Source organism: Kineococcus sp. R86509 (assembly GCF_042466365.1).
In the GTDB taxonomy this organism is placed as follows: Bacteria; Actinomycetota; Actinomycetes; order Actinomycetales; family Kineococcaceae; genus Kineococcus.
Map to the genome: position 1 here is coordinate 2,055,150 of NZ_JAXHCE010000001.1, position 17,267 is coordinate 2,072,416.

The window sequence follows — 17,267 nt, forward strand, 5'->3', positions numbered from 1 at the left end:
TGGTCAGGGGCCGTTTATACGCTCTGTGACGTCAGCCGGACGGACTTTCTGCCACATTCCGCCCACAAGTTGAGTCGTGACGGCGTGATCCAACGCGACAGCAACGGCCTCCAGATCATCGTCGAACAGGTCGGCGTAGACGTCCAGGGTCATGGCCGCCGATGCATGCCCGAGCATCTTCTGGACCGCCTTTACGTTGGCGCCAGCAGACACCGCTAAGGATGCCGCCGTGTGCCGCAGGCCGCGGGCTGTGATCCGCGGCACACCGGACCTCTGCACCTCGTTCTCGGGCCACTCGCCGGGGAGGGCGGCTCGAGACTTCACGGCGGTGCGCAGGCCTACCTCCGCCACCCTTGATCATCTCCCCCGGGGTCGCACGCGCACAGCAGGGCTCGTCGTTGCAAGCAAGCGTCGACCTGCGCCCACCTACCAGCTACCGGGACCGAGCACCAAGCAGCCTCGGTCCCGGTAGCGTATCCAGGTGACTGCGCCGCTGCTCCTGCTGCGCGGTGGCCTCCACCTGACCGAGGACTCGCTCGCTGAGGCCATCGAGCAGAGGATGCCTCCGGCGATGGAGACTGGCCCTCCGCTGGACGGAAGGCCATGTTTCTCGGTGTACGCGGGGACGCTGGACCAGCTGGCGCTGCTTCAGTCGATCCCCGCCGGCAAGCTCATGCACATGCCGGGCGCTTCGCAGCGGCCTCGGCTCTGCCCGAGGGCGCGTGGATCGAGCAGACCTTCTGGTCCACTCATCACACAGTCTTCCTGCCGCCGGACTGGCGGCCTTTTGTGCCAGCGGTGGTTGCCTCCTTCGGGCCCCCCTACCGGCTGAAGTCTTCGCTCAAGGCGGGACGCATGATCCCGCTACAGGAGGGCATTCCGGGTGAAAAGTAGTTATGCTCTCTTGTCAAGCTGCCGACAAGACGATGAGGATGGAGGGGTGAACATGGTCCGCGTTCGGATGGACTTCAACGAGATCTTCGAGGACGACACAGCGTTTGCCCTGACACGTCTGATCGATGATGGCCGTATGCCCTGCGTTGGCGACCACATCGAGGCCTACGACTTCGACGGCAACGTCTGCCCCGCGCTGGTGCTCGACCTCACGTCCACCCACCTGCGCCTGAAGATGGATCTTGGATCCTTCGTCATGATGGATGAAGATACCCTCGTCAGTCACTGAGGCGTGTGGGTACTTGCCCACATCCTGCCCCGACTCGGCGTCTATCAACGTCACCTGATGTGATCCACTGTGAGTCATAAGCGCAGGTCAGCCCACTGAGGGGTACCTGAACAGAGGCGCGCAGAGAGTTCAAATCCCACCGTCACCGCAGCACGTCGAAGGGCCCGGAACCACTGGTTCCGGGCCCTTCGTCGTCTCCCCGCTCAGCAGGCGGCGGCCGGGTCCACCGGGAGCGCCGGAGCGACCACCACGTCCTCGGCCAGGAGGTTCTGGTACCCGTCCCCCAGGGCCACCGTGATGACGGTCGCGGCCGGGTCCGGCACGAGCTTCGCCTCGGGGAAGCGGGCCCCCACCGTGACGGCCTGCGCCAGCGACGCCGCCGGGTAGGTCACCGCGGCCGTCACCGGGCCGGTCGCCGTCGGCGCGTTGCCGACGTTCACCACGACGAAACCGCGGGTGCGCAGCTCCCCCGCCACCGTGCCCGCCAGGCCGCGGCGCGACGTGCCGTTCAGGACGTCGACGCTCACTTCGGCGGGGGGCAGCAGGGCCGGGGCCGATGCCGGCACGCAGGTCGGGCTCGGGGCGGCGCTCGTGGGCGTCGCCGACGAGCCGGGCTGCCAGCGGTCGGTGTAGATCAGCGCGGCCACGCCACCGGCGCCCAGCACCACCAGGACCACCACCGCGAAGACGGCGCGCTGGCGGACCCGCCGGGCCCGTCGCCGTCCACTGAGGCGTCGGTAGGACTCCTCGTCGAGGTCGTCCTCGACCTCGGGGAGCACCCCCTCGTCCTGCGTCGCCCGGTCCTGCTCGTCCTCGTAGCGTCGTGCCACCGTTCCCCCTCGATCGCCCCGCACTCCCCCGAGCCGGGTGGTTCCTAGTCCGGCAGCGTCAGGACCCGTGCGTGCAGCACCTGCCGCTGGTGCAGGGCCGCTCGCACCGCCCGGTGCAACCCGTCCTCCAGGTACAGCCGCCCCCGCCAGGACACCACGTGGGCGAACAGGTCGCCGAAGAACGTCGAATCCTCCGCCAGCAGCGCGTCGAGGTCGAGCGTGCGCTTCGTCGTCGTCAGTTCCTCCAGCCGCACCTGGCGCGGCGGCACCTTCGACCACTGGCTCGTCGTCTCGTAGCCGTGGTCGGGGTACGGGCGGCCGTCGCCCACGGCGTGGAAGATCACGGTGGTGGAGTCTAGGGGTGCAGGAGCGTCCATCCCCGGGAACCGCCCGGGATCGGTGCGCCCCCGCCAGGGGGCGCTGCACCGGGAGGACGCTGGGCCGGGAACGACGAAGGCCCGCCCCCGGATGTCCGGGAACGGGCCTCGTGCGGCGGAGGATAGGGGATTTGAACCCCTGAGGGCGTTAACCCAACACGCTTTCCAAGCGTGCGCCATAGGCCACTAGGCGAATCCTCCAGTGCCACCAGCGTAGCCGACGGTGACCCGTGCTTCCGACCGGGGCGGGCGGCGGAGGGCGGTTGGACCGCGTCGCGATCGTCTCGTACAGTGATCTGCAGACCCCTCGTGCGGCGTCATCCCGCTGAACCCCCCCAGGGCCGGAAGGCAGCAAGGGTAGGTGGGCCCTGGCGGGTGTGCGGGGGGTCCCTCATCTCCTCCGCCGGACCGGTCCCCCGTGTCCGGACCGCGGGTTAGCCTCGTCCCCGTGACGACCGCGCTGTACCGCCGCTACCGGCCCGAGACGTTCGAGCAGGTCATCGGCCAGGAGCACGTCACCGCTCCGCTGATGCAGGCGTTGAGCAAGGGCCGGATCACGCACGCGTACCTCTTCTCGGGGCCGCGGGGGTGCGGCAAGACGACGAGCGCGCGGATCCTGGCGCGCTGCCTGAACTGCGCCCAGGGCCCGACGGCGACCCCTTGCGGAACCTGCGACTCCTGCCAGGACCTCGCCAACGGCGGGCCGGGCAGCATCGACGTCGTCGAGATCGACGCGGCCAGCCACAACGGGGTGGACGACGCCCGCGACCTGCGCGAACGGGTCTCCTTCGCCCCCGCCCGGGACCGGTTCAAGGTCTACATCCTCGACGAGGCCCACATGGTCACGGCGGCGGGCTTCAACGCGCTGCTGAAGACCGTCGAGGAACCCCCGCCGCACGTGAAGTTCATCTTCGCGACGACGGAACCGGACAAGGTCCTCACGACCATCCGCTCGCGCACCCACCACTACCCCTTCCGCCTCGTCCCCCCGGGCCGGTTGACGCCCTACCTGGGGGAACTCGCCGAGCGCGAGGGGGTCCAGATCGGCAAGGGCGTGCTGCCGCTCGTCGTGCGCGCGGGCGGCGGATCCGTGCGCGACACCCTGTCGGTGCTCGACCAGCTCATCGCCGGGGCCGGGGACGACGGCGTCACCTACGACATCGCGGTGAGCCTGCTCGGCTACACCCACGCCTCGTTGCTCGACGACGTCGTCGAGGCCATCGCGGCCGGCGACGGCGCGACGGTGTTCCGCGCCGTCGAGAAGGTCGTCGACACCGGCCAGGAACCCCGTCGCTTCGCCGACGACCTGCTGCAACGGCTGCGGGACCTGGTGATCGTCGCCGCCGTGGGTGATTCCGCGGCCGACGCGCTCGCCGTGCCCGAGGACGCCCTGGAGCGGTTGAAGGCGCAGGCCTCCCACCTCGGACGGGCCGAGCTCTCCCGCGCGGCCGACGTCGTCGCCGCCGGGCTGGAACAGATGACGGGGGCGACCTCGCCCCGCCTGCAGCTGGAACTCCTGTGCGCGCGGCTGCTGCTGCCGGGGGTCGACGCCGACGGTGGGATCGGTGCCCGGATGGACCGGATGGAACGCCGGTTCAGCGCCGGGGTCCCGGTGGCGACCGCGCCGGCCCCCCGGGGCGAACCCGACCCCGTGCGCGCCCCCGAACCGGTCCGCGCGGAACCCGTGCGCGCCCCCGAACCCGCCCGCGCGGAACCCGCTCGCCCCGAACCCGCCCGCCCCGAACCCGTCGCCGCCCCGGTGGGACCGGTGCCCGAACGCCCTGCCGCCCAGGAGCGGCCGCCCGCGGACGCGTGGCCCGCCGCCCGGACCCCCGGCGAGGCGCCGGCCCGCGTCGAGGCCCCGGCCCCGGAACCCGCCGGTGCCCAGGCCCCCGTCGCCGACGCCGCCCCGAGCGGTGGCAGCGAGGTCGAGACGGTCCGGCGGTTGTGGACCGACGTCCTCGACAAGCTGAAGTCGATGAAGCGGGTCACCTGGGCGTTGGTCTCGGAGAGCGCCCGGGTCGAGGACCACCGCAACGGCGTCCTCGTCCTGCAGTTCAAGACCCCCGGCCTGGCCCAGACCTTCAGCAGCGGCAACCACGCGGGGTTCGTGGCCGAGGCCCTCATCCAGGTGACGGGGATCGAGGCCCGGGTGCAGGCTGCCGGGGCCACCGGTGGCGGTGGCGACTCCGGCGGCGGTCGCGGTCAGGCCCGCCCGGCCCGCGGCGGCTGGTCGACGCCGAACCGTCAGCAGCAGGCCCCTGCCCAGCCCGCCCAGCGTCCGGCCCCGCAGCAGGCCCCCGTCCAGCAGGCCCCCGCCCGGCAGGCTGCGCCGCAGCCCGTCGCCCGGGCGACCCCGGACCCGGTCAGCCCCCCGCCCGGGACCTCGGCTCCCGCGCCGAGCGGCGGCGGCAACGCCTACTACGACGACGTCCCGCCGCCCGAGGAACCCCTCGAGGACCCGGGCGAGGACCAGCTATCCCGCCCCAGCCGGCGCGCGATGGTCGCCGCGGCGGCCGCCCCGCCACCCGAGCCGACGCCGCCCGCCCCGGTGGAGGAGGACACCCCCAGCCGCGACGACGAGGACGCCGAGGAGGACTCCCAGCTCGTCGGCACGGCGGTCGTCGAGCAGATCCTCGGCGGGAAGATCATCTCCACCGACGAGAGGTGACCGGCGGTGTCGTCGCGGGCACGTAGTCTCGACGGGTGTACGAAGGAGTCGTCCAGGACCTGATCGACGAGCTCGGTCGCCTCCCCGGCGTGGGACCGAAGAGCGCGCAGCGCATCGCCTTCCACCTGCTCGCCGCCGACGCCGGTGACGTGAAGCGGCTGGCCGACGTCCTGACGGAGGTCAAGAGCAAGGTCCGGTTCTGCGAGGTCTGCGGGAACGTCGCGCAGGAACAGCTGTGCCGGGTCTGCCGCGACCCCCGTCGCGACCCCACGGTCATCTGCGTCGTCGAGGAGTCCAAGGACGTCGTCGCGATCGAGCGGACCCGGGAGTTCCGGGGTCGCTACCACGTGCTGGGGGGCGCGATCAGTCCCATGGAGGGCATCGGTCCCGACGACCTGCGCATGCGCGAACTGCTGTCCCGCTTGTCCGACGGCACGGTCACCGAGACGATCATCGCGACCGACCCGAACCTGGAGGGGGAGGCGACCGCGACGTACCTGGCACGGTTGCTGAAGCCGATGGGTCTGAGGGTCACGAGACTCGCCTCCGGTCTGCCGGTGGGCGGGGACCTCGAGTACGCAGACGAAGTGACCCTTGGACGAGCGTTCGCTGGACGGAGGTCCCTCGATGGCTGAGCAGCACCCCGCACCCGAGACCGTGAGCGACGAGCTCGCGGAACTCGCCGCCACCACGGCCGCGGACGCCCGCGCCTACCTCTCGACCGTCACCGAGGTCGCGACCGGGCGGATGGACTCGACCGCGCTCTCGGTCCTGCTCCTCGCCGTGAGCCAGGCGCTCGTGAGCGGCGCCCGCCTCGGCGCGGTCGCCGACGTCGTCCCGTCGCGGCGCTACGAACCCGACGCCGGCCCGGACCCGGACGTCGACCCCGTCCGCGCCGGGCTCGCGAACGTCCTGGAGGGTCTCGACGACTACGCCGACGTCGTCGACCCGCTGACCGACGCCAAGCTCGTCCGCGGGGCGCTGTCCGACGACCTCGCCAGCGTCGCCGCCGACCTCGAGCACGGCCTGCGCCACCACGAACGCGGTGACGTCACCGAGGCGCTGTGGTGGTGGCAGTTCTCCTACCTCTCCTCCTGGGGGCTGCGGGCCACCGCGGCGCTGCGCGTCCTGCAGTCGCTGCTGGCCCACCTGCGCCTCGACGTGGACTCCGAGACGGTCTCCGACGCGGAGTTCGACGCACTCCACCCCTGAGGGGCGTCCTCGGGTGGACACCGTGCACAGCTGCGGGACGGCGGGCTGGGCACGGCCCGGAGCACGGCAGGACGTTCCGTAGAATCGTCCGTCGTGGCTCTCGTGGTGCAGAAGTACGGCGGTTCCTCGGTCGCTGACGCCGAGGGGATCAAGCGTGTCGCGAAGCGGATCGCCGCGACGAAGCGCGCCGGCCACGAGGTCGTCGTCGTGGTCTCGGCGATGGGCGACACCACCGACAACCTCATCGACCTCGCCGAACAGGTCAGCCCCCGCCCGCCCGCGCGCGAGCTGGACATGCTGCTGACCTCGGGCGAGCGGATCTCGATGGCGGTCCTGGCCATGGCGATCTCCAACCTCGGGCTGGAGGCGCGCTCCTTCACCGGTTCCCAGGCCGGGGTCATCACCGACTCCTCGCACGGGCGGGCCCGCATCATCGACGTCACGCCCGGTCGCATCCGCGCCGCGCTCGACGAGGGTTCCATCGCGATCGTCGCCGGGTTCCAGGGCGTCAGCCAGGACACCAAGGACATCACCACCCTCGGTCGCGGTGGGTCCGACACCACCGCCGTCGCGCTCGCGGCGGCGTTGAAGGCCGACGTCTGCGAGATCTACACCGACGTCGACGGCGTCTACACCGCCGACCCGCGCATCGTCCCGACGGCCCGGAAGATCAACCGGATCGCGACGGAGGAGATGCTGGAGATGGCCGCCAACGGCGCCAAGATCCTCATGCTCCGCTGCGTGGAGTACGCGCGGAACTACGACCTCCCCATCCACGTGCGCAGCTCCTTCAGCCCGCACGAGGGGACCTGGGTCACCGACTCCCCCGTCCCCGCCGCCTTCAGCACCCACCGAACCGGGGAGGAACCCGTGGAACAGCCGATCATCTCCGGTGTCGCGCACGATCGCAGCGAAGCCAAGATCACCGTCGTGGGGGTCCCGGACAACCCGGGCACCGCCGCGGCGATCTTCAAGGCCGTCGCGCAGGCCGAGATCAACATCGACATGATCGTGCAGAACGTCGCCGCCGGGGCGTCGGGGCGCACGGACATCTCGTTCACGCTGCCCAAGGCCGAGGGGTCGACGGCGATCGCCGCGTTGGACAAGGCGCAGGCCGCGATCGGCTTCGAGCGCGTCGAGTACGACGACCAGATCGGCAAGGTCTCGCTGATCGGCGTCGGGATGCGGTCGCACCCGGGGGTCTCCGCGACGTTCTTCGAGGCGCTGGGCACCGAGGCCATCAACATGGAGATGATCTCGACCTCGGAGATCCGCATCTCGGTGGTCACCCGCCTCGACCAGCTCGATGACGCCGTGCGCGCGATCCACACCGCGTTCGGCCTCGACTCCGACGCAGAAGCCGTGGTCTACGGAGGTACCGGACGATGACATCCAACGGGAGTCGCAAACCCACCCTCGCCGTCGTCGGGGCCACCGGCGCCGTCGGCACCGTGATGCTCGGGATCCTCTCCGAGCGCCCCGACGTGTGGGGCGAGATCCGTCTCGTCGCCTCCGCCCGCTCCGCCGGCAAGGTCCTGCGGGTCCGCGGCGAGGACGTCGTCGTGCGCGAACTCACCCCCGAGGTCTTCGACGGGGTCGACGTCGCCATGTTCGACGTCCCCGACGAGGTCTCCGCGGTGTGGGCGCCGATCGCCGCCGAGCGCGGCGCCGTCGCCGTCGACAACTCCGGCGCGTTCCGGATGGACGACGAGGTCCCCCTCGTGGTCCCCGAGGTCAACGGCGCGGCCGCGCGGAACCGCCCCAAGGGCATCATCGCGAACCCGAACTGCACGACGCTCACGATGATGGACGCCCTCGGCGCCCTGCACGAGGAGTGGCAGCTCACCGAACTCGTCGTCGCCAGCTACCAGGCGGCCTCGGGCGCCGGGCAGCCCGGCGTGGACCGCCTCTACGACGAGCTCGAGGTCGTCGCGGGCGAGCGCACCCTCGGCTCCACGGCCGGCGACACCGCCGCGGCGATCTCCGCCAAGCTCGGTGACGACTCCCCGTTCCCGGCCCACCTCGCCCTCAACGTGATCCCCGTCGCGGGCTCGCTCAAGGACGGCGGCTGGACGAGCGAGGAGCTCAAGGTTCGCAACGAGTCCCGCAAGATCCTCGGGATCCCCGACCTGAAGGTCTCCGCGACCTGCGTCCGGGTGCCGGTGCAGACCACGCACTCCCTCGCGGTGCACGCGACGTTCGCGCGGCCCGTGTCGGTGGCCGAGGCGACCGCCAGGCTCGAGGCCGCCCCGAGCGTCGAGGTGCAGGACGACCTCGCCCACGGGATCTTCCCGACCCCCGCGAACACCGTGGGCGGCGACCCGACCGTCGTCGGCCGCATCCGGCAGGCGCTGGACTTCCCGAACACCCTCGACCTCTTCGTCTGCGGCGACAACCTCCGCAAGGGTGCCGCGCTGAACACCGCGCAGATCGCCGAGCTCATCGCGCGGGAACTCACCGCCTGACCCCGCACGACGAAGGGCCCGTCCGGATCACCGGACGGGCCCTTCGCGTTCGGGGTGACGCAGGCCTAGTAGTGGGGGAACCCCAGGCTCCGGTTGTGCTCCTTGCAGGCGCTGTACCCGGTGATCGCCGACACCACGAAGGCCACGATCCAGATCGGCACCGTGATGAGCAACGAGAACCCCAGGGTGACCGAGGCGAGGATCGCCGAGAGCGGCGCGCAGACCACCTGGGCGATGATCAGCGCCACCCCCAGCCCGACCTGTCCGGCGTAGCAGTTCCCCGCGCCGAGCCAGAGGAACGAGAAGAGCACCGCCAGCCCGGGCGTCTTGACCGGCACGACGACGACCCGGTTCTGCGGTGGGTACGGCTGGGGATAGGGCTGTTGGTAGGGCTGCATCCCGGCGTTCGGCGGCGGCGCCGGTTGCCAGGGCTGCTGCGCGTGCGGGTCCTGCCACGAACTGCCGTCCTCCGACGGGCCCTGCTGATACCCGCTCACGTGCTCCCCCTCGATCGCCCCGACCGACATCCTGACAGGGGGTGACGTTGCGTGTCTGCCCCCGGAGGTGGCGGAGCCCCCGTGATCCAGCAGACTCAGGTCGTGACCGAACGATCAGCGCGCCTGCGCCTGCCCGCCGGGCGCCCGGTGTCGCCGTTGCGCGCCATCGCGCTGCGCCTGGGGCTGGCCCTGCTGCTCGTCGTGGTCTGCTGGGTGGTCGTCTACCTCGAACGCGGCGGCTACCGCGACGGCGTCGACGGGTCGCTCTCGTCCCTGGACGCGCTGTACTACACGACCGTCACGCTCTCCACGACCGGCTACGGCGACATCGTCCCGGTCAGCGACAGCGCCCGGCTGGTCAACGCGCTGTTCGTGACCCCGGTCCGCATCCTGTTCGTCGTCATCCTCGTCGGCACCACGATCCAGGCGCTCACCGAGCGCTCCCGCAAGGAGATCCGCCTCGCGCGGTGGAGGGCCCGCATGCGCGACCACGTCATCGTCCTGGGCTACGGCACGAAGGGGCGCAACGCCGTCCGCGAGCTGCGGTTGAAGGGCCTGCCGGCCGACCGCGTCCTCGTCGTCGACCGCAGCCCCACCGCCACGGCCGACGCCGGCCGCGACGGCTACCTCAGCGTCACCGGCGACGTGACCCGTTCGGAGACGCTGGTGACGGCGCTCGCCGACCGCGCCCGCACCGTCGTCGTCGCCGTCGACCGCGACGACACCGCCATCCTGGCGACGCTCGCGCTGCGCCGGTGCAACCCGCGGGCCACGGTCGTCGCGACGGCCCGCGAGGTCGAGCACGCCGACCTGCTGCGGCAGTCGGGCGCGAACTCCGTCGTGGTGACCTCGGAGACGACGGGTCGCCTCCTCGGGCTCGCGGCGGACAGCCCCGCCGCCGTCGAGGTCGTCGAGGACCTCGTCTCCTTCGGCACCGGCCTGGACCTGCACCAGCGTCCGGTGACCGCGGCCGAGGTGGGCCTGGCCCCGGACGCCCTCGGCGTCCCCGTCCTCGCCGTGCTGCGCGGCGGTCGGACCGTCCTCTTCCACGAGGTCGCCGCCCTGCAGGACGGCGACCTCGTGCTCTACGTCAGCGGCCAGCCGCAGGGCTGATCAGTCGGTCTGCGCGGTGCCGCGCACCCGCGCGACCGCCCGCATCAGGTGGTAGATCCCGATCGCGGCGACCGTGCCCAGCGCGATGCCCTGGAAGGAGAGCCCGCCGCTGGTGGTGATCGTGTAGTTCGCGATCCCGACGATCAGCGCGACGGCGGCGGTCGTGAGGTTCACCGGGTCGGAGAAGTCGACCTTGTTCTGCACCCAGATCCGGGCGCCGAGGACGCCGATCATCCCGTACAGCAGCGTCGCCGCCCCGCCGAGGACGCCGGGCGGGATGGACCCGACGAGGGCGCCGAACTTCGGCGAGAACGACAGCACCAGCGCGGCCGCGGCGGCCACCCAGTAGGCCGCGGTCGAGTAGACCTTGGACGCGGCCATCACGCCGATGTTCTCGGCGTAGGTCGTCGTCCCGGACCCGCCGCCGAGGCCGGCCAGGGTGGTGGCGAGACCGTCGGCGAGCAGCGCCCGCCCGGCGAGGGGGTCCAGGTCACGCCCGGTCATCGCCGCGACGGACTTCAGGTGCCCGACGTTCTCGGCGACCAGCACGAACACCACCGGCAGGAACAGCGCGAGGTCGGAGGCGTCGACGCGCGGGGCGGTGAACGTCGGCAACCCGACCCAGCCGGCCGCGTGCACCGCGTCCCAGGAGACCAGCCCGCGGGCCGCGGCGACGAGGTAGCCGACGACGACGCCGACGAGGATCGCCAGGCGCCCCAGCAGACCCCGGAACAGCACGCTGGTGAGCGCGATCACCAGGAGCGTGACGATCGCGGTGAACGGGTCGGCCCGGAACCCCGAGGTCTCGGTGGTCCCCCACGCCGCGGGCGCCAGGTTCAGCCCGATGAGCGCGACGATGGTGCCGGTCACGACGGGCGGCATCACGACGTCGATCCAGCCGGACCCCGCGACGTGGACGACGACCCCGACGACGGCCAGCAGCAGCCCGGTGACGAGGATCCCGCCGGTCGCCGACCCCTGGGAGCTGCCGAGGATCGGTGCGATGAACGCGAACGAGGACCCGAGGTAGCTGGGGAGGCGGTTGCGGGTGATCAGCAGGAAGAGGGCCGTGCCGATCGCGGAGAAGAACAACGTGGTGGCGACGGGGAAACCCGTCAGCGCCGGCACCAGGACCGTCGAGCCGAACATCGCGACGACGTGCTGCAACCCGATCCCGATGGTCCGCGGCCACGCGAGCCGCTCCTCGGGAGCGACGACCGCCCCGGGCCGGACGCTGCGCCCGTCGCCGTGCAACTGCCAACCGGGTCGCCCCGAACCGTTCGCCATGCCGAGTCCTCCGAATCCGTCCCGGCGCGCGCCGGACGGGCGGAAGACTAGGGGAATGCGAGCACCGCGCTGGACCGCCGCCGCCGTCGTGCTCGCCGCGACGGTGGTCCAGCTGCTCGTGGCGACGTTCGCGCGGGACCTGCCCCAGTTCGCGGGCAAGGGGTTCACGGCCCGGCTGGTGTTCTACCCGCTGATGATGCTGGTCGTCCCGCTGCTGTGGCGGGTGCTGGACCGGTCGGGACGGCGAGCGCCCTGGACGGGTCTCACCCTGGTGATGCTGCCGTTCCTGGTCGACGTCAGCGGGAACACGCTCGACCTCTACGACTCGCTCGTCTGGTGGGACGACGCCCTGCACTTCCTCAACTGGTTCCTGCTGACCCTGGGCCTGGGGCTGGTCCTCGACGTCGTCGCGCTGCGACCGCGGTGGGCGCGGGCGGTCGCCGTCGTCGGCGGTGGGGCGCTGCTGGCGCTGCTGTGGGAGATCGGCGAGTGGTGGACGTTCATCCGCCACGGCACCGAGCTGGCCACGGCCTACGAGGACACCCTCGGGGACATGACGCTGGGCACGACCGGTTCGACGGTCGCACTGCTGGTGCTGGTGGGGCTCAGCCCCGGTCGCTCGGGTCCTGCGGGTCGTTCCCGGCGCGGAACTCGTCCCGCAGCCGTTCGCGGTTGACCCCGCCGTCCAGGTTCGAGCCCGACCCGCGGATGCGTCGGTAGGCGAGGAACGCGACGACGGCGAGGACGATGACGACCAGGAGGTACTTCACCCCCGGAGCCTAGGCGCTCCCCCCGCGCAACGAACCTTCCCCGCCCCCGATCCCGCGCGGAAACAACACTTTCCGCCCCCGGAGGGGTCCCCGCGAGGGCGGAAAGTGTTGTTTCCGCGGGATCCGGGGGCCTCAGTGCAGCAGCGTCGTCCAGTTCCAGGGGACGCGGCCGTGCGGGCCGGGGACGGGCTGGTCCTCGGGGTGGTTCAGCGGCGGGGCGAGGTCCGGACCGGACTCGAAGGTCTCCTCGGTGCCGAAGTCGTAGAACCACTCCTCCCCCGGTTCGTAGGAGCGCACCACGGGGTGCCCGGAGGACGCGGCGTGGCCGCTGGCGTGCTGGCCGGGCGAGGAGTCGCAGCAGCCGACGTGCCCGCACGCGGCGCAACGGCGCAGGTGGAACCACCAGCCCTGCGGGTCGGAGACCTCGCAGTCGGCGCAGCCGGGGCCGCTGGGGGCGGCGGTGGGGTCGATCGGTTCGGTCACTGTTCTCCTCCGGACGAGAGCTCGGACGTGGGGGGTTCTGAGGTGAGCGGCAGCCACACCCGGAACACGGTGTTGCCGGGTTCGCTGGTGACGCCGAGCCGCCCGTGGTGGCGGTGCACGACGATCCGCCACGCGATGTCGAGGCCGAGACCGGTCCCCTGACCGACGTCCTTCGTGGTGACGAAGGGTTCGAAGATGCGGCCCAGGAGTTCCGGGGGGATCCCCGGTCCGTCGTCGGCGATCTCCACCACGACCCCGGGGTCCCCGTCGCGGACCCGCACGGTGACCGTGCCCGGTCCCGGCGCCAGCGCGTCGAGGGCGTTGTCGAGGAGGTTGGTCCAGACCTGGCCGAGCTCGCCGGCCTGCCCGAGCAGCTCGGGCACGTCGGCGTAGTCCTTCACGACGTGGGCGTTGCCGACCGCGCGGCCGGCTCCCGCACCGAGCATCTCGATCGCCGCGTCGAGCAGTTCCCGGACGTCGACCCACCCCTCGGCCGCGCGGTCGAGCTGGGCGTAGTTGCCCGCCGAGGCCAGCAGCGCGCTGATGCGGGCCGACGCCGCGGCGGCCTCGGCGACGAGGGAACGCACCGACAACCCCCGCGCGTACGCCTCGACGGCGGCCCGCCCACCCAGCGACCCGAGGAACTCCGCGCTGACCCCGTGCTCGACGAGGACCGGGGCGAGGTCGTCGGGCTCGGCCACCCCCAGCTCGTCGAGGACGTCCAGCAGCCGGTCCTCCGCCTCGGCGCGCCCCAGCGGATCACGCGGCACCGCAACGGCTCCGGTCACGGGGACGGGAGGTGCGAGGACGTCCAGGCCCTCCTGCAGCTGCCCCAGGGTCCGGGCCAGCGCCGCGGCCGGGTTGCCGAGTTCGTGGGTGAGTCCCGCGGTCAGCGAGCCGAGGGCCAGCAGGCGCTCGCGAGCGCCGATGAGTTCCTGGGCCTCGGTGATCCCGATGCGCAGGCCCTCCAGCAGGTGGACGGCCATCGGGAACCACTCACGGACGACCCTGCCGAACTTCCAGGCCGGCAGGACGAAGAAGCGGGCGGGTTCGAGGACGCGGACGGAGGAGCCGTACCCCTCGGGTGCGTCGTCGCCGAGGTAGGCCTCCCACGCGCCGCAGTAGACGCCGCGCTGGCGGGTGCGGCCGACCTCGAGGTCGTCGGTGCCGTTCCCGCGGTGGGAGAGGGCGATGGCACCGGAGAGCAGGACGTAGAAGCAGGTGGCCTTCTCGCCCTCGGCGTAGAGCGGGCCGGGCGCGACGTCGACGACCTCCCCGGTCGCCGACAGCATCCCCAGTTGCTCCTCGGACAGCTCCTCGAAGAGGAAGAGGGTCTGCAGTTCCTCGGGGGCGAGCCGCACGGCGGGGTTTGCGTCGGGGTTCGCGTCGGGGTTCACGGCGGGGTTCACGACTGGGCCAGGTAGCGGTGGACGAGCATGACGGCCATCGCTCCCTCACCCACGGCGGACGCGACCCGCTTCACGGAATCCGCGCGGGCGTCGCCGGCGACGAAGACCCCCGGGACGGAGGTCTCGAGGTGGTACGGCGCGCGGTCCAGGGTCCAGCCGGGTGGGCGTCCGTCGACGAGGTGCAGGTCGGGGCCGGCGACGACGAACCCGTGGGCGTCGCGCTGCACGGTCCCCTCCAGCCACCCGGTGCGCGGGGAGGCGCCGATGAAGACGAACACGTGGGTGGCGGGGAGTTCCTGTTCCTGGCCGGACTGCCTGTCCCGCACCACGATCGAGTGCAGGTGCCCGTCGCCGGCGGCGCGGACGACCTCGGTGCAGGTGCGCACGTGGACGTTGTCGAGGGCCCGGATCTGCTCGACCAGGTAGGACGACATCGACGCCTCGAGCGAGGGTCCCCGCACGAGCATCGTGACGCTGCGGGCCGAGCGGGCGAGGTTCACCGCGGACTGCCCGGCGGAGTTCGCGGCGCCGACGACGAAGACGTCCTCCTCGGCGCAGGCGTTCACCTCGCTCAACGCGGCCCCGTAGTAGACGCCGCGGCCGGTGAACTCGTCGAGACCGGGTCCTTCCAGGGTCCGGTAGGACACCCCGGTCGCGAGCAGGACGGTGTGCGCGGCGACGCTGGTGCCGTCGGCGAAGCGGACGACGTGCGCGCCGCCGGAGGTCTCCAGGGCGGTGACGCTGCGCGCGGCGAGGGTCTCGGCGCCGAACTTCGCGACCTGTCGCCGGGCCCGGTCGGCGAGTTGCGCGCCGGAGAGGCCGTCGGGGAAGCCGAGGTAGTTCTCGATCCGGGAGCTCTGCCCGGCCTGCCCGCCGGTGGCGTGCTCCTCCACGAGGACCGTCCGCAGCCCCTCGGAGGCGCCGTAGACCGCGGCGCCCAGCCCGGCGGGACCACCGCCGACGATGGCGAGGTCGTAGAAGTCCTGCTGCGGGCGGGTCGAGAGCCCGACGTGCTCGGCCAGGGCGGTGTCGTCGGGGTCGACGAGCACGACGGGACCGTCGGGACCGGGGGCGACCACGACGGGCAGGCGCGTGGAGTCGACGGCACTCATGAGACGCACGGCCTCGGGCTGCTCGGCCAGCAGCCACCGGTAGGGGACCTCGTTGCGCGCCAGGAAGTCCCGCACCGCGAAGGACCGCGCCGACCACCGGTCGCCGACGACGACGACCTCGTCGACGGGCCGCGCCGGGATCGCCCGCCAGCCTTCGAGGAGGGCGTCGAGGACGGGGTAGAGCTTCTCCTCCGGCGGGTTCCACGGTTTGAGCAGGTAGTGGTCGAGGTCGACGTCGTTGATCGCCCGGATCGCCGCGGAGGTGTCGGCGTAGGCGGTGAGCAGCACCCGGCGGGCGGTGGGGAAGAGGTCCATCGCCTGCTCGAGCAGTTCGACGCCGTCCATCTGCGGCATGCGGTAGTCGGCGAGGACCGCCGCGACGGGTTCCCCGCGCAGCTTCAGCTCGCGCAGGGCGCCGAGCGCGTCGGCACCGGACTCCGCGCGCACGATCCGGTACTCGCGGCCGTAGCGGCGGCGCAGGTCGCGGGCCACCGCCCGGGAGACGGCCGGGTCGTCGTCGACGGTCAGCAGGACGGGGCGCGGTGCCGCACCGGCACCGGCGGTGTCCTCGAGTTCTGCCACGCCCGGAAACTGTCATCCGCCCGGACGCGGGTCAAGTGGCCCGCCGGGAGTGCAGTCAGTCGACGGATGCCCGTGCGTCGCGCCGGGCCGTCCGCGCGGCGCTCCACGCGGAGCTGACCACCAGCAGCACCCACACCGGGGCCGTCACGCGCCAGAAGCCGGGCATGACCGAGAGCACCACGACGAGGACCTGGGCGATCACGAACGCGACGGCGGTCGACGTCCGTCCCAGGTACGCGTGCCCGAGGCCGGGCCAGAGCAGCGAGAGACCCGCCGCGGCCAGGGCGCGGGCCCGGAGCGGGTCGCGGCGCACCTCGAGATCGCTCGTGCGGTGACTCGTGCGGTGATTCGTGCGGTGAGTCGTGCGGTGCCCGTGGGCACCTTCCATCCTCGTGACCGTCATGTCAGCCCCCCGGCCGTTCGCTCGTCCGGGTGCCCCCCGGCACCTGAGGGGCAGTCTGCCGTCACGGGGCGTGATCCCGCTCGGGTTTCGCCCGGACGGCTCTCAGCGGAGCGTGAACCGGGTGCAGTGCGTCAGGTACGGGACGCGGACCTCGTCCCGGCCACGCAGGTCGGGATGCTCGTCGAGGACGTCCGCCACGGCGGCGAGGAGGTCGCGGCGTTCGTCCTCGGGCAGGACGATGACGTAGCTGCGGGAGGCGACGAGGTCGAGGATCCCGGCCCGGTCGGTGACGTGCTCGAACCGGGTCCCGAAGCGGTGGGCGGCGCCGAACGGCGGGCCGACCTCGGTCGTGTCGGTGCGCATCTCCTGCTCCTGCCCGCGCTGGGCCAGGTCCCAGACCTGGCGGACCCAGTCGACGGTGTCATCGCGCACGTTCCAGACCAGGCCGAGGCTCCCGCCGGGACGCAGGACCCGGGCCACCTCAGGCACGGCCCGTGCGGCGTCCACCCAGTGCCACGCCTGGGCCACGACCACGGCGTCCACGGACGCCGACGGCAGCCCCGTCGCCTCCGCCGAGCCCTCGTGCGCCTCGACCTCCGGCAGGACCTCCCGCAGCTGCGCGAGCATCCGGGTGGAGGGTTCGACGGCGACGACCTCGTGCCCCGTCGCGACGAGGGCCTGGCTGAACTTGCCCGTTCCCGCGCCGAGGTCGAGCACCCGGGCCGCGTCCCCCACGAGGAAGTCGACCGCGTCGCGCGGGTAGCCGGGCCGGGCCCGGGCGTAGGAGTCGGCGGCCGCGCCGAAGGACCGGGCGTGCTGGGTGGCGTCCACGGTCACCATCCTGCGCCCCGGGGAAACGTGAGCGACGACGGG

General features: G+C 72.4%; 18 protein-coding genes, 1 tRNA gene, 1 other RNA gene and 1 pseudogene. 9 read left to right on the forward strand and 12 right to left on the reverse strand.

Annotated elements, in window-relative coordinates; genetic code table 11:
• Window positions 1-3 precede the first annotated feature (3 nt).
• A pseudogene (locus SJY07_RS09900) lies at window positions 4-279 on the reverse strand (tyrosine-type recombinase/integrase); the annotation flags it as partial.
• Between the two features lie 661 nt (window positions 280-940).
• Between SJY07_RS09900 and SJY07_RS09905 the strand changes: the two are divergent.
• A complete protein-coding gene (locus SJY07_RS09905) occupies window positions 941-1,183 on the forward strand; it encodes a hypothetical protein (RefSeq protein WP_380158740.1) in 243 nt (80 codons plus the stop codon).
• A 203-nt stretch (window positions 1,184-1,386) separates the two neighbouring features.
• Here the strand turns inward: SJY07_RS09905 and SJY07_RS09910 are convergent, their stop codons facing one another.
• The 3 genes from SJY07_RS09910 to SJY07_RS09920 all read right to left on the reverse strand — a co-directional run bounded on the left by SJY07_RS09910 (window position 1,387) and on the right by SJY07_RS09920 (window position 2,591).
• Window positions 1,387-2,013 (reverse strand): LytR C-terminal domain-containing protein, encoded by a 627-nt coding sequence (locus tag SJY07_RS09910; RefSeq protein WP_328294429.1) that lies wholly within the window; start codon window positions 2,011-2,013, stop codon window positions 1,387-1,389.
• 44 nt (window positions 2,014-2,057) lie between these two features.
• Window positions 2,058-2,357: a type II toxin-antitoxin system VapB family antitoxin gene (locus tag SJY07_RS09915; RefSeq protein WP_328294428.1), complete on the reverse strand. Its 300-nt coding sequence runs from the start codon at window positions 2,355-2,357 to the stop codon at window positions 2,058-2,060.
• Window positions 2,358-2,506: 149 nt separating this feature from the next.
• Window positions 2,507-2,591 (reverse strand) — tRNA-Ser (locus SJY07_RS09920).
• A 97-nt stretch (window positions 2,592-2,688) separates the two neighbouring features.
• Here SJY07_RS09920 and ffs point away from each other — a divergent pair.
• From ffs to SJY07_RS09950, 6 genes are all read left to right on the forward strand, one after another.
• Window positions 2,689-2,785: signal recognition particle sRNA small type (gene ffs / locus SJY07_RS09925), an RNA gene on the forward strand.
• Window positions 2,786-2,838: 53 nt separating this feature from the next.
• Window positions 2,839-5,061: a DNA polymerase III subunit gamma and tau gene (locus tag SJY07_RS09930; RefSeq protein WP_380158742.1), complete on the forward strand. Its 2,223-nt coding sequence runs from the start codon at window positions 2,839-2,841 to the stop codon at window positions 5,059-5,061.
• A gap of 35 nt (window positions 5,062-5,096) precedes the next feature.
• Window positions 5,097-5,696 carry a recombination mediator RecR gene (recR, locus tag SJY07_RS09935; RefSeq protein ID WP_328294426.1) on the forward strand — a complete coding sequence of 200 codons (600 nt, stop codon included), beginning with the start codon at window positions 5,097-5,099 and terminating at the stop codon, window positions 5,694-5,696.
• Window positions 5,689-6,273, forward strand: coding sequence for a DUF5063 domain-containing protein (locus tag SJY07_RS09940; protein ID WP_328294425.1), 585 nt, complete (start codon window positions 5,689-5,691; stop codon window positions 6,271-6,273). The genes recR and SJY07_RS09940 overlap by 8 nt, the downstream gene beginning before the upstream one ends.
• A gap of 93 nt (window positions 6,274-6,366) precedes the next feature.
• Window positions 6,367-7,662: an aspartate kinase gene (locus SJY07_RS09945; protein ID WP_380158745.1), complete on the forward strand. Its 1,296-nt coding sequence runs from the start codon at window positions 6,367-6,369 to the stop codon at window positions 7,660-7,662.
• On the forward strand, window positions 7,659-8,738 hold the full coding sequence (locus tag SJY07_RS09950) for an aspartate-semialdehyde dehydrogenase (protein ID WP_380158747.1): 1,080 nt from the start codon (window positions 7,659-7,661) through the stop codon (window positions 8,736-8,738). The genes SJY07_RS09945 and SJY07_RS09950 overlap by 4 nt, the downstream gene beginning before the upstream one ends.
• Window positions 8,739-8,803: 65 nt before the next feature.
• Here the strand turns inward: SJY07_RS09950 and SJY07_RS09955 are convergent, their stop codons facing one another.
• Window positions 8,804-9,235, reverse strand: coding sequence for a hypothetical protein (locus SJY07_RS09955; protein WP_380158749.1), 432 nt, complete (start codon window positions 9,233-9,235; stop codon window positions 8,804-8,806).
• Between the two features lie 102 nt (window positions 9,236-9,337).
• Between SJY07_RS09955 and SJY07_RS09960 the strand changes: the two genes are divergently transcribed.
• Entirely contained in the window at window positions 9,338-10,348 is a 1,011-nt protein-coding gene (locus SJY07_RS09960) for a potassium channel family protein (RefSeq protein ID WP_328294421.1), read from the forward strand.
• On the opposite strand, the gene SJY07_RS09965 is transcribed toward SJY07_RS09960, so the two are convergent.
• Window positions 10,349-11,635, reverse strand: a complete 1,287-nt coding sequence (locus tag SJY07_RS09965) for a uracil-xanthine permease family protein (protein ID WP_380158751.1) — start codon at window positions 11,633-11,635, stop codon at window positions 10,349-10,351.
• Between the two features lie 55 nt (window positions 11,636-11,690).
• Between SJY07_RS09965 and SJY07_RS09970 the strand changes: the two genes are divergently transcribed.
• Window positions 11,691-12,311 (forward strand): hypothetical protein, encoded by a 621-nt coding sequence (locus SJY07_RS09970; RefSeq protein ID WP_380158753.1) that lies wholly within the window; start codon window positions 11,691-11,693, stop codon window positions 12,309-12,311.
• On the opposite strand, the gene SJY07_RS09975 is transcribed toward SJY07_RS09970, so the two are convergent.
• The 6 genes from SJY07_RS09975 to SJY07_RS10000 form a co-directional block, all read right to left on the reverse strand.
• Window positions 12,241-12,405 (reverse strand): hypothetical protein, encoded by a 165-nt coding sequence (locus SJY07_RS09975; RefSeq protein ID WP_380158755.1) that lies wholly within the window; start codon window positions 12,403-12,405, stop codon window positions 12,241-12,243. The two genes, SJY07_RS09970 and SJY07_RS09975, sit on opposite strands and share 71 nt — an antisense overlap.
• A gap of 132 nt (window positions 12,406-12,537) precedes the next feature.
• Window positions 12,538-12,888: a UBP-type zinc finger domain-containing protein gene (locus SJY07_RS09980; RefSeq protein ID WP_328294417.1), complete on the reverse strand. Its 351-nt coding sequence runs from the start codon at window positions 12,886-12,888 to the stop codon at window positions 12,538-12,540.
• Window positions 12,885-14,297 (reverse strand): sensor histidine kinase, encoded by a 1,413-nt coding sequence (locus tag SJY07_RS09985; protein ID WP_380158757.1) that lies wholly within the window; start codon window positions 14,295-14,297, stop codon window positions 12,885-12,887. Before SJY07_RS09985 ends, SJY07_RS09980 begins: the two co-directional genes overlap by 4 nt.
• On the reverse strand, window positions 14,294-15,991 hold the full coding sequence (locus SJY07_RS09990; protein ID WP_380158759.1) for an FAD-dependent oxidoreductase: 1,698 nt from the start codon (window positions 15,989-15,991) through the stop codon (window positions 14,294-14,296). The genes SJY07_RS09985 and SJY07_RS09990 overlap by 4 nt, the downstream gene beginning before the upstream one ends.
• Before the next feature lie 55 nt (window positions 15,992-16,046).
• A complete protein-coding gene (locus SJY07_RS09995; protein ID WP_380158761.1) occupies window positions 16,047-16,304 on the reverse strand; it encodes a hypothetical protein in 258 nt (85 codons plus the stop codon).
• Between the two features lie 192 nt (window positions 16,305-16,496).
• Window positions 16,497-17,234 (reverse strand): class I SAM-dependent methyltransferase, encoded by a 738-nt coding sequence (locus SJY07_RS10000; RefSeq protein WP_380158763.1) that lies wholly within the window; start codon window positions 17,232-17,234, stop codon window positions 16,497-16,499.
• Window positions 17,235-17,267 lie beyond the last annotated feature (33 nt).

Excerpts from the sequence above, each read along its gene's own strand:
- SJY07_RS09940 (WP_328294425.1), top strand. The coding sequence starts at position 5,689 with ATGGCTGAGCAGCACCCCGCACCCGAGACCGTGAGCGACGAGCTCGCG.
- SJY07_RS09950 (WP_380158747.1), top strand. The coding sequence starts at position 7,659 with ATGACATCCAACGGGAGTCGCAAACCCACCCTCGCCGTCGTCGGGGCC.
- SJY07_RS09965 (WP_380158751.1), bottom strand. The coding sequence starts at position 11,635 with ATGGCGAACGGTTCGGGGCGACCCGGTTGGCAGTTGCACGGCGACGGG.
- SJY07_RS09970 (WP_380158753.1), top strand. The coding sequence starts at position 11,691 with ATGCGAGCACCGCGCTGGACCGCCGCCGCCGTCGTGCTCGCCGCGACG.
- SJY07_RS10000 (WP_380158763.1), bottom strand. The coding sequence starts at position 17,234 with ATGGTGACCGTGGACGCCACCCAGCACGCCCGGTCCTTCGGCGCGGCC.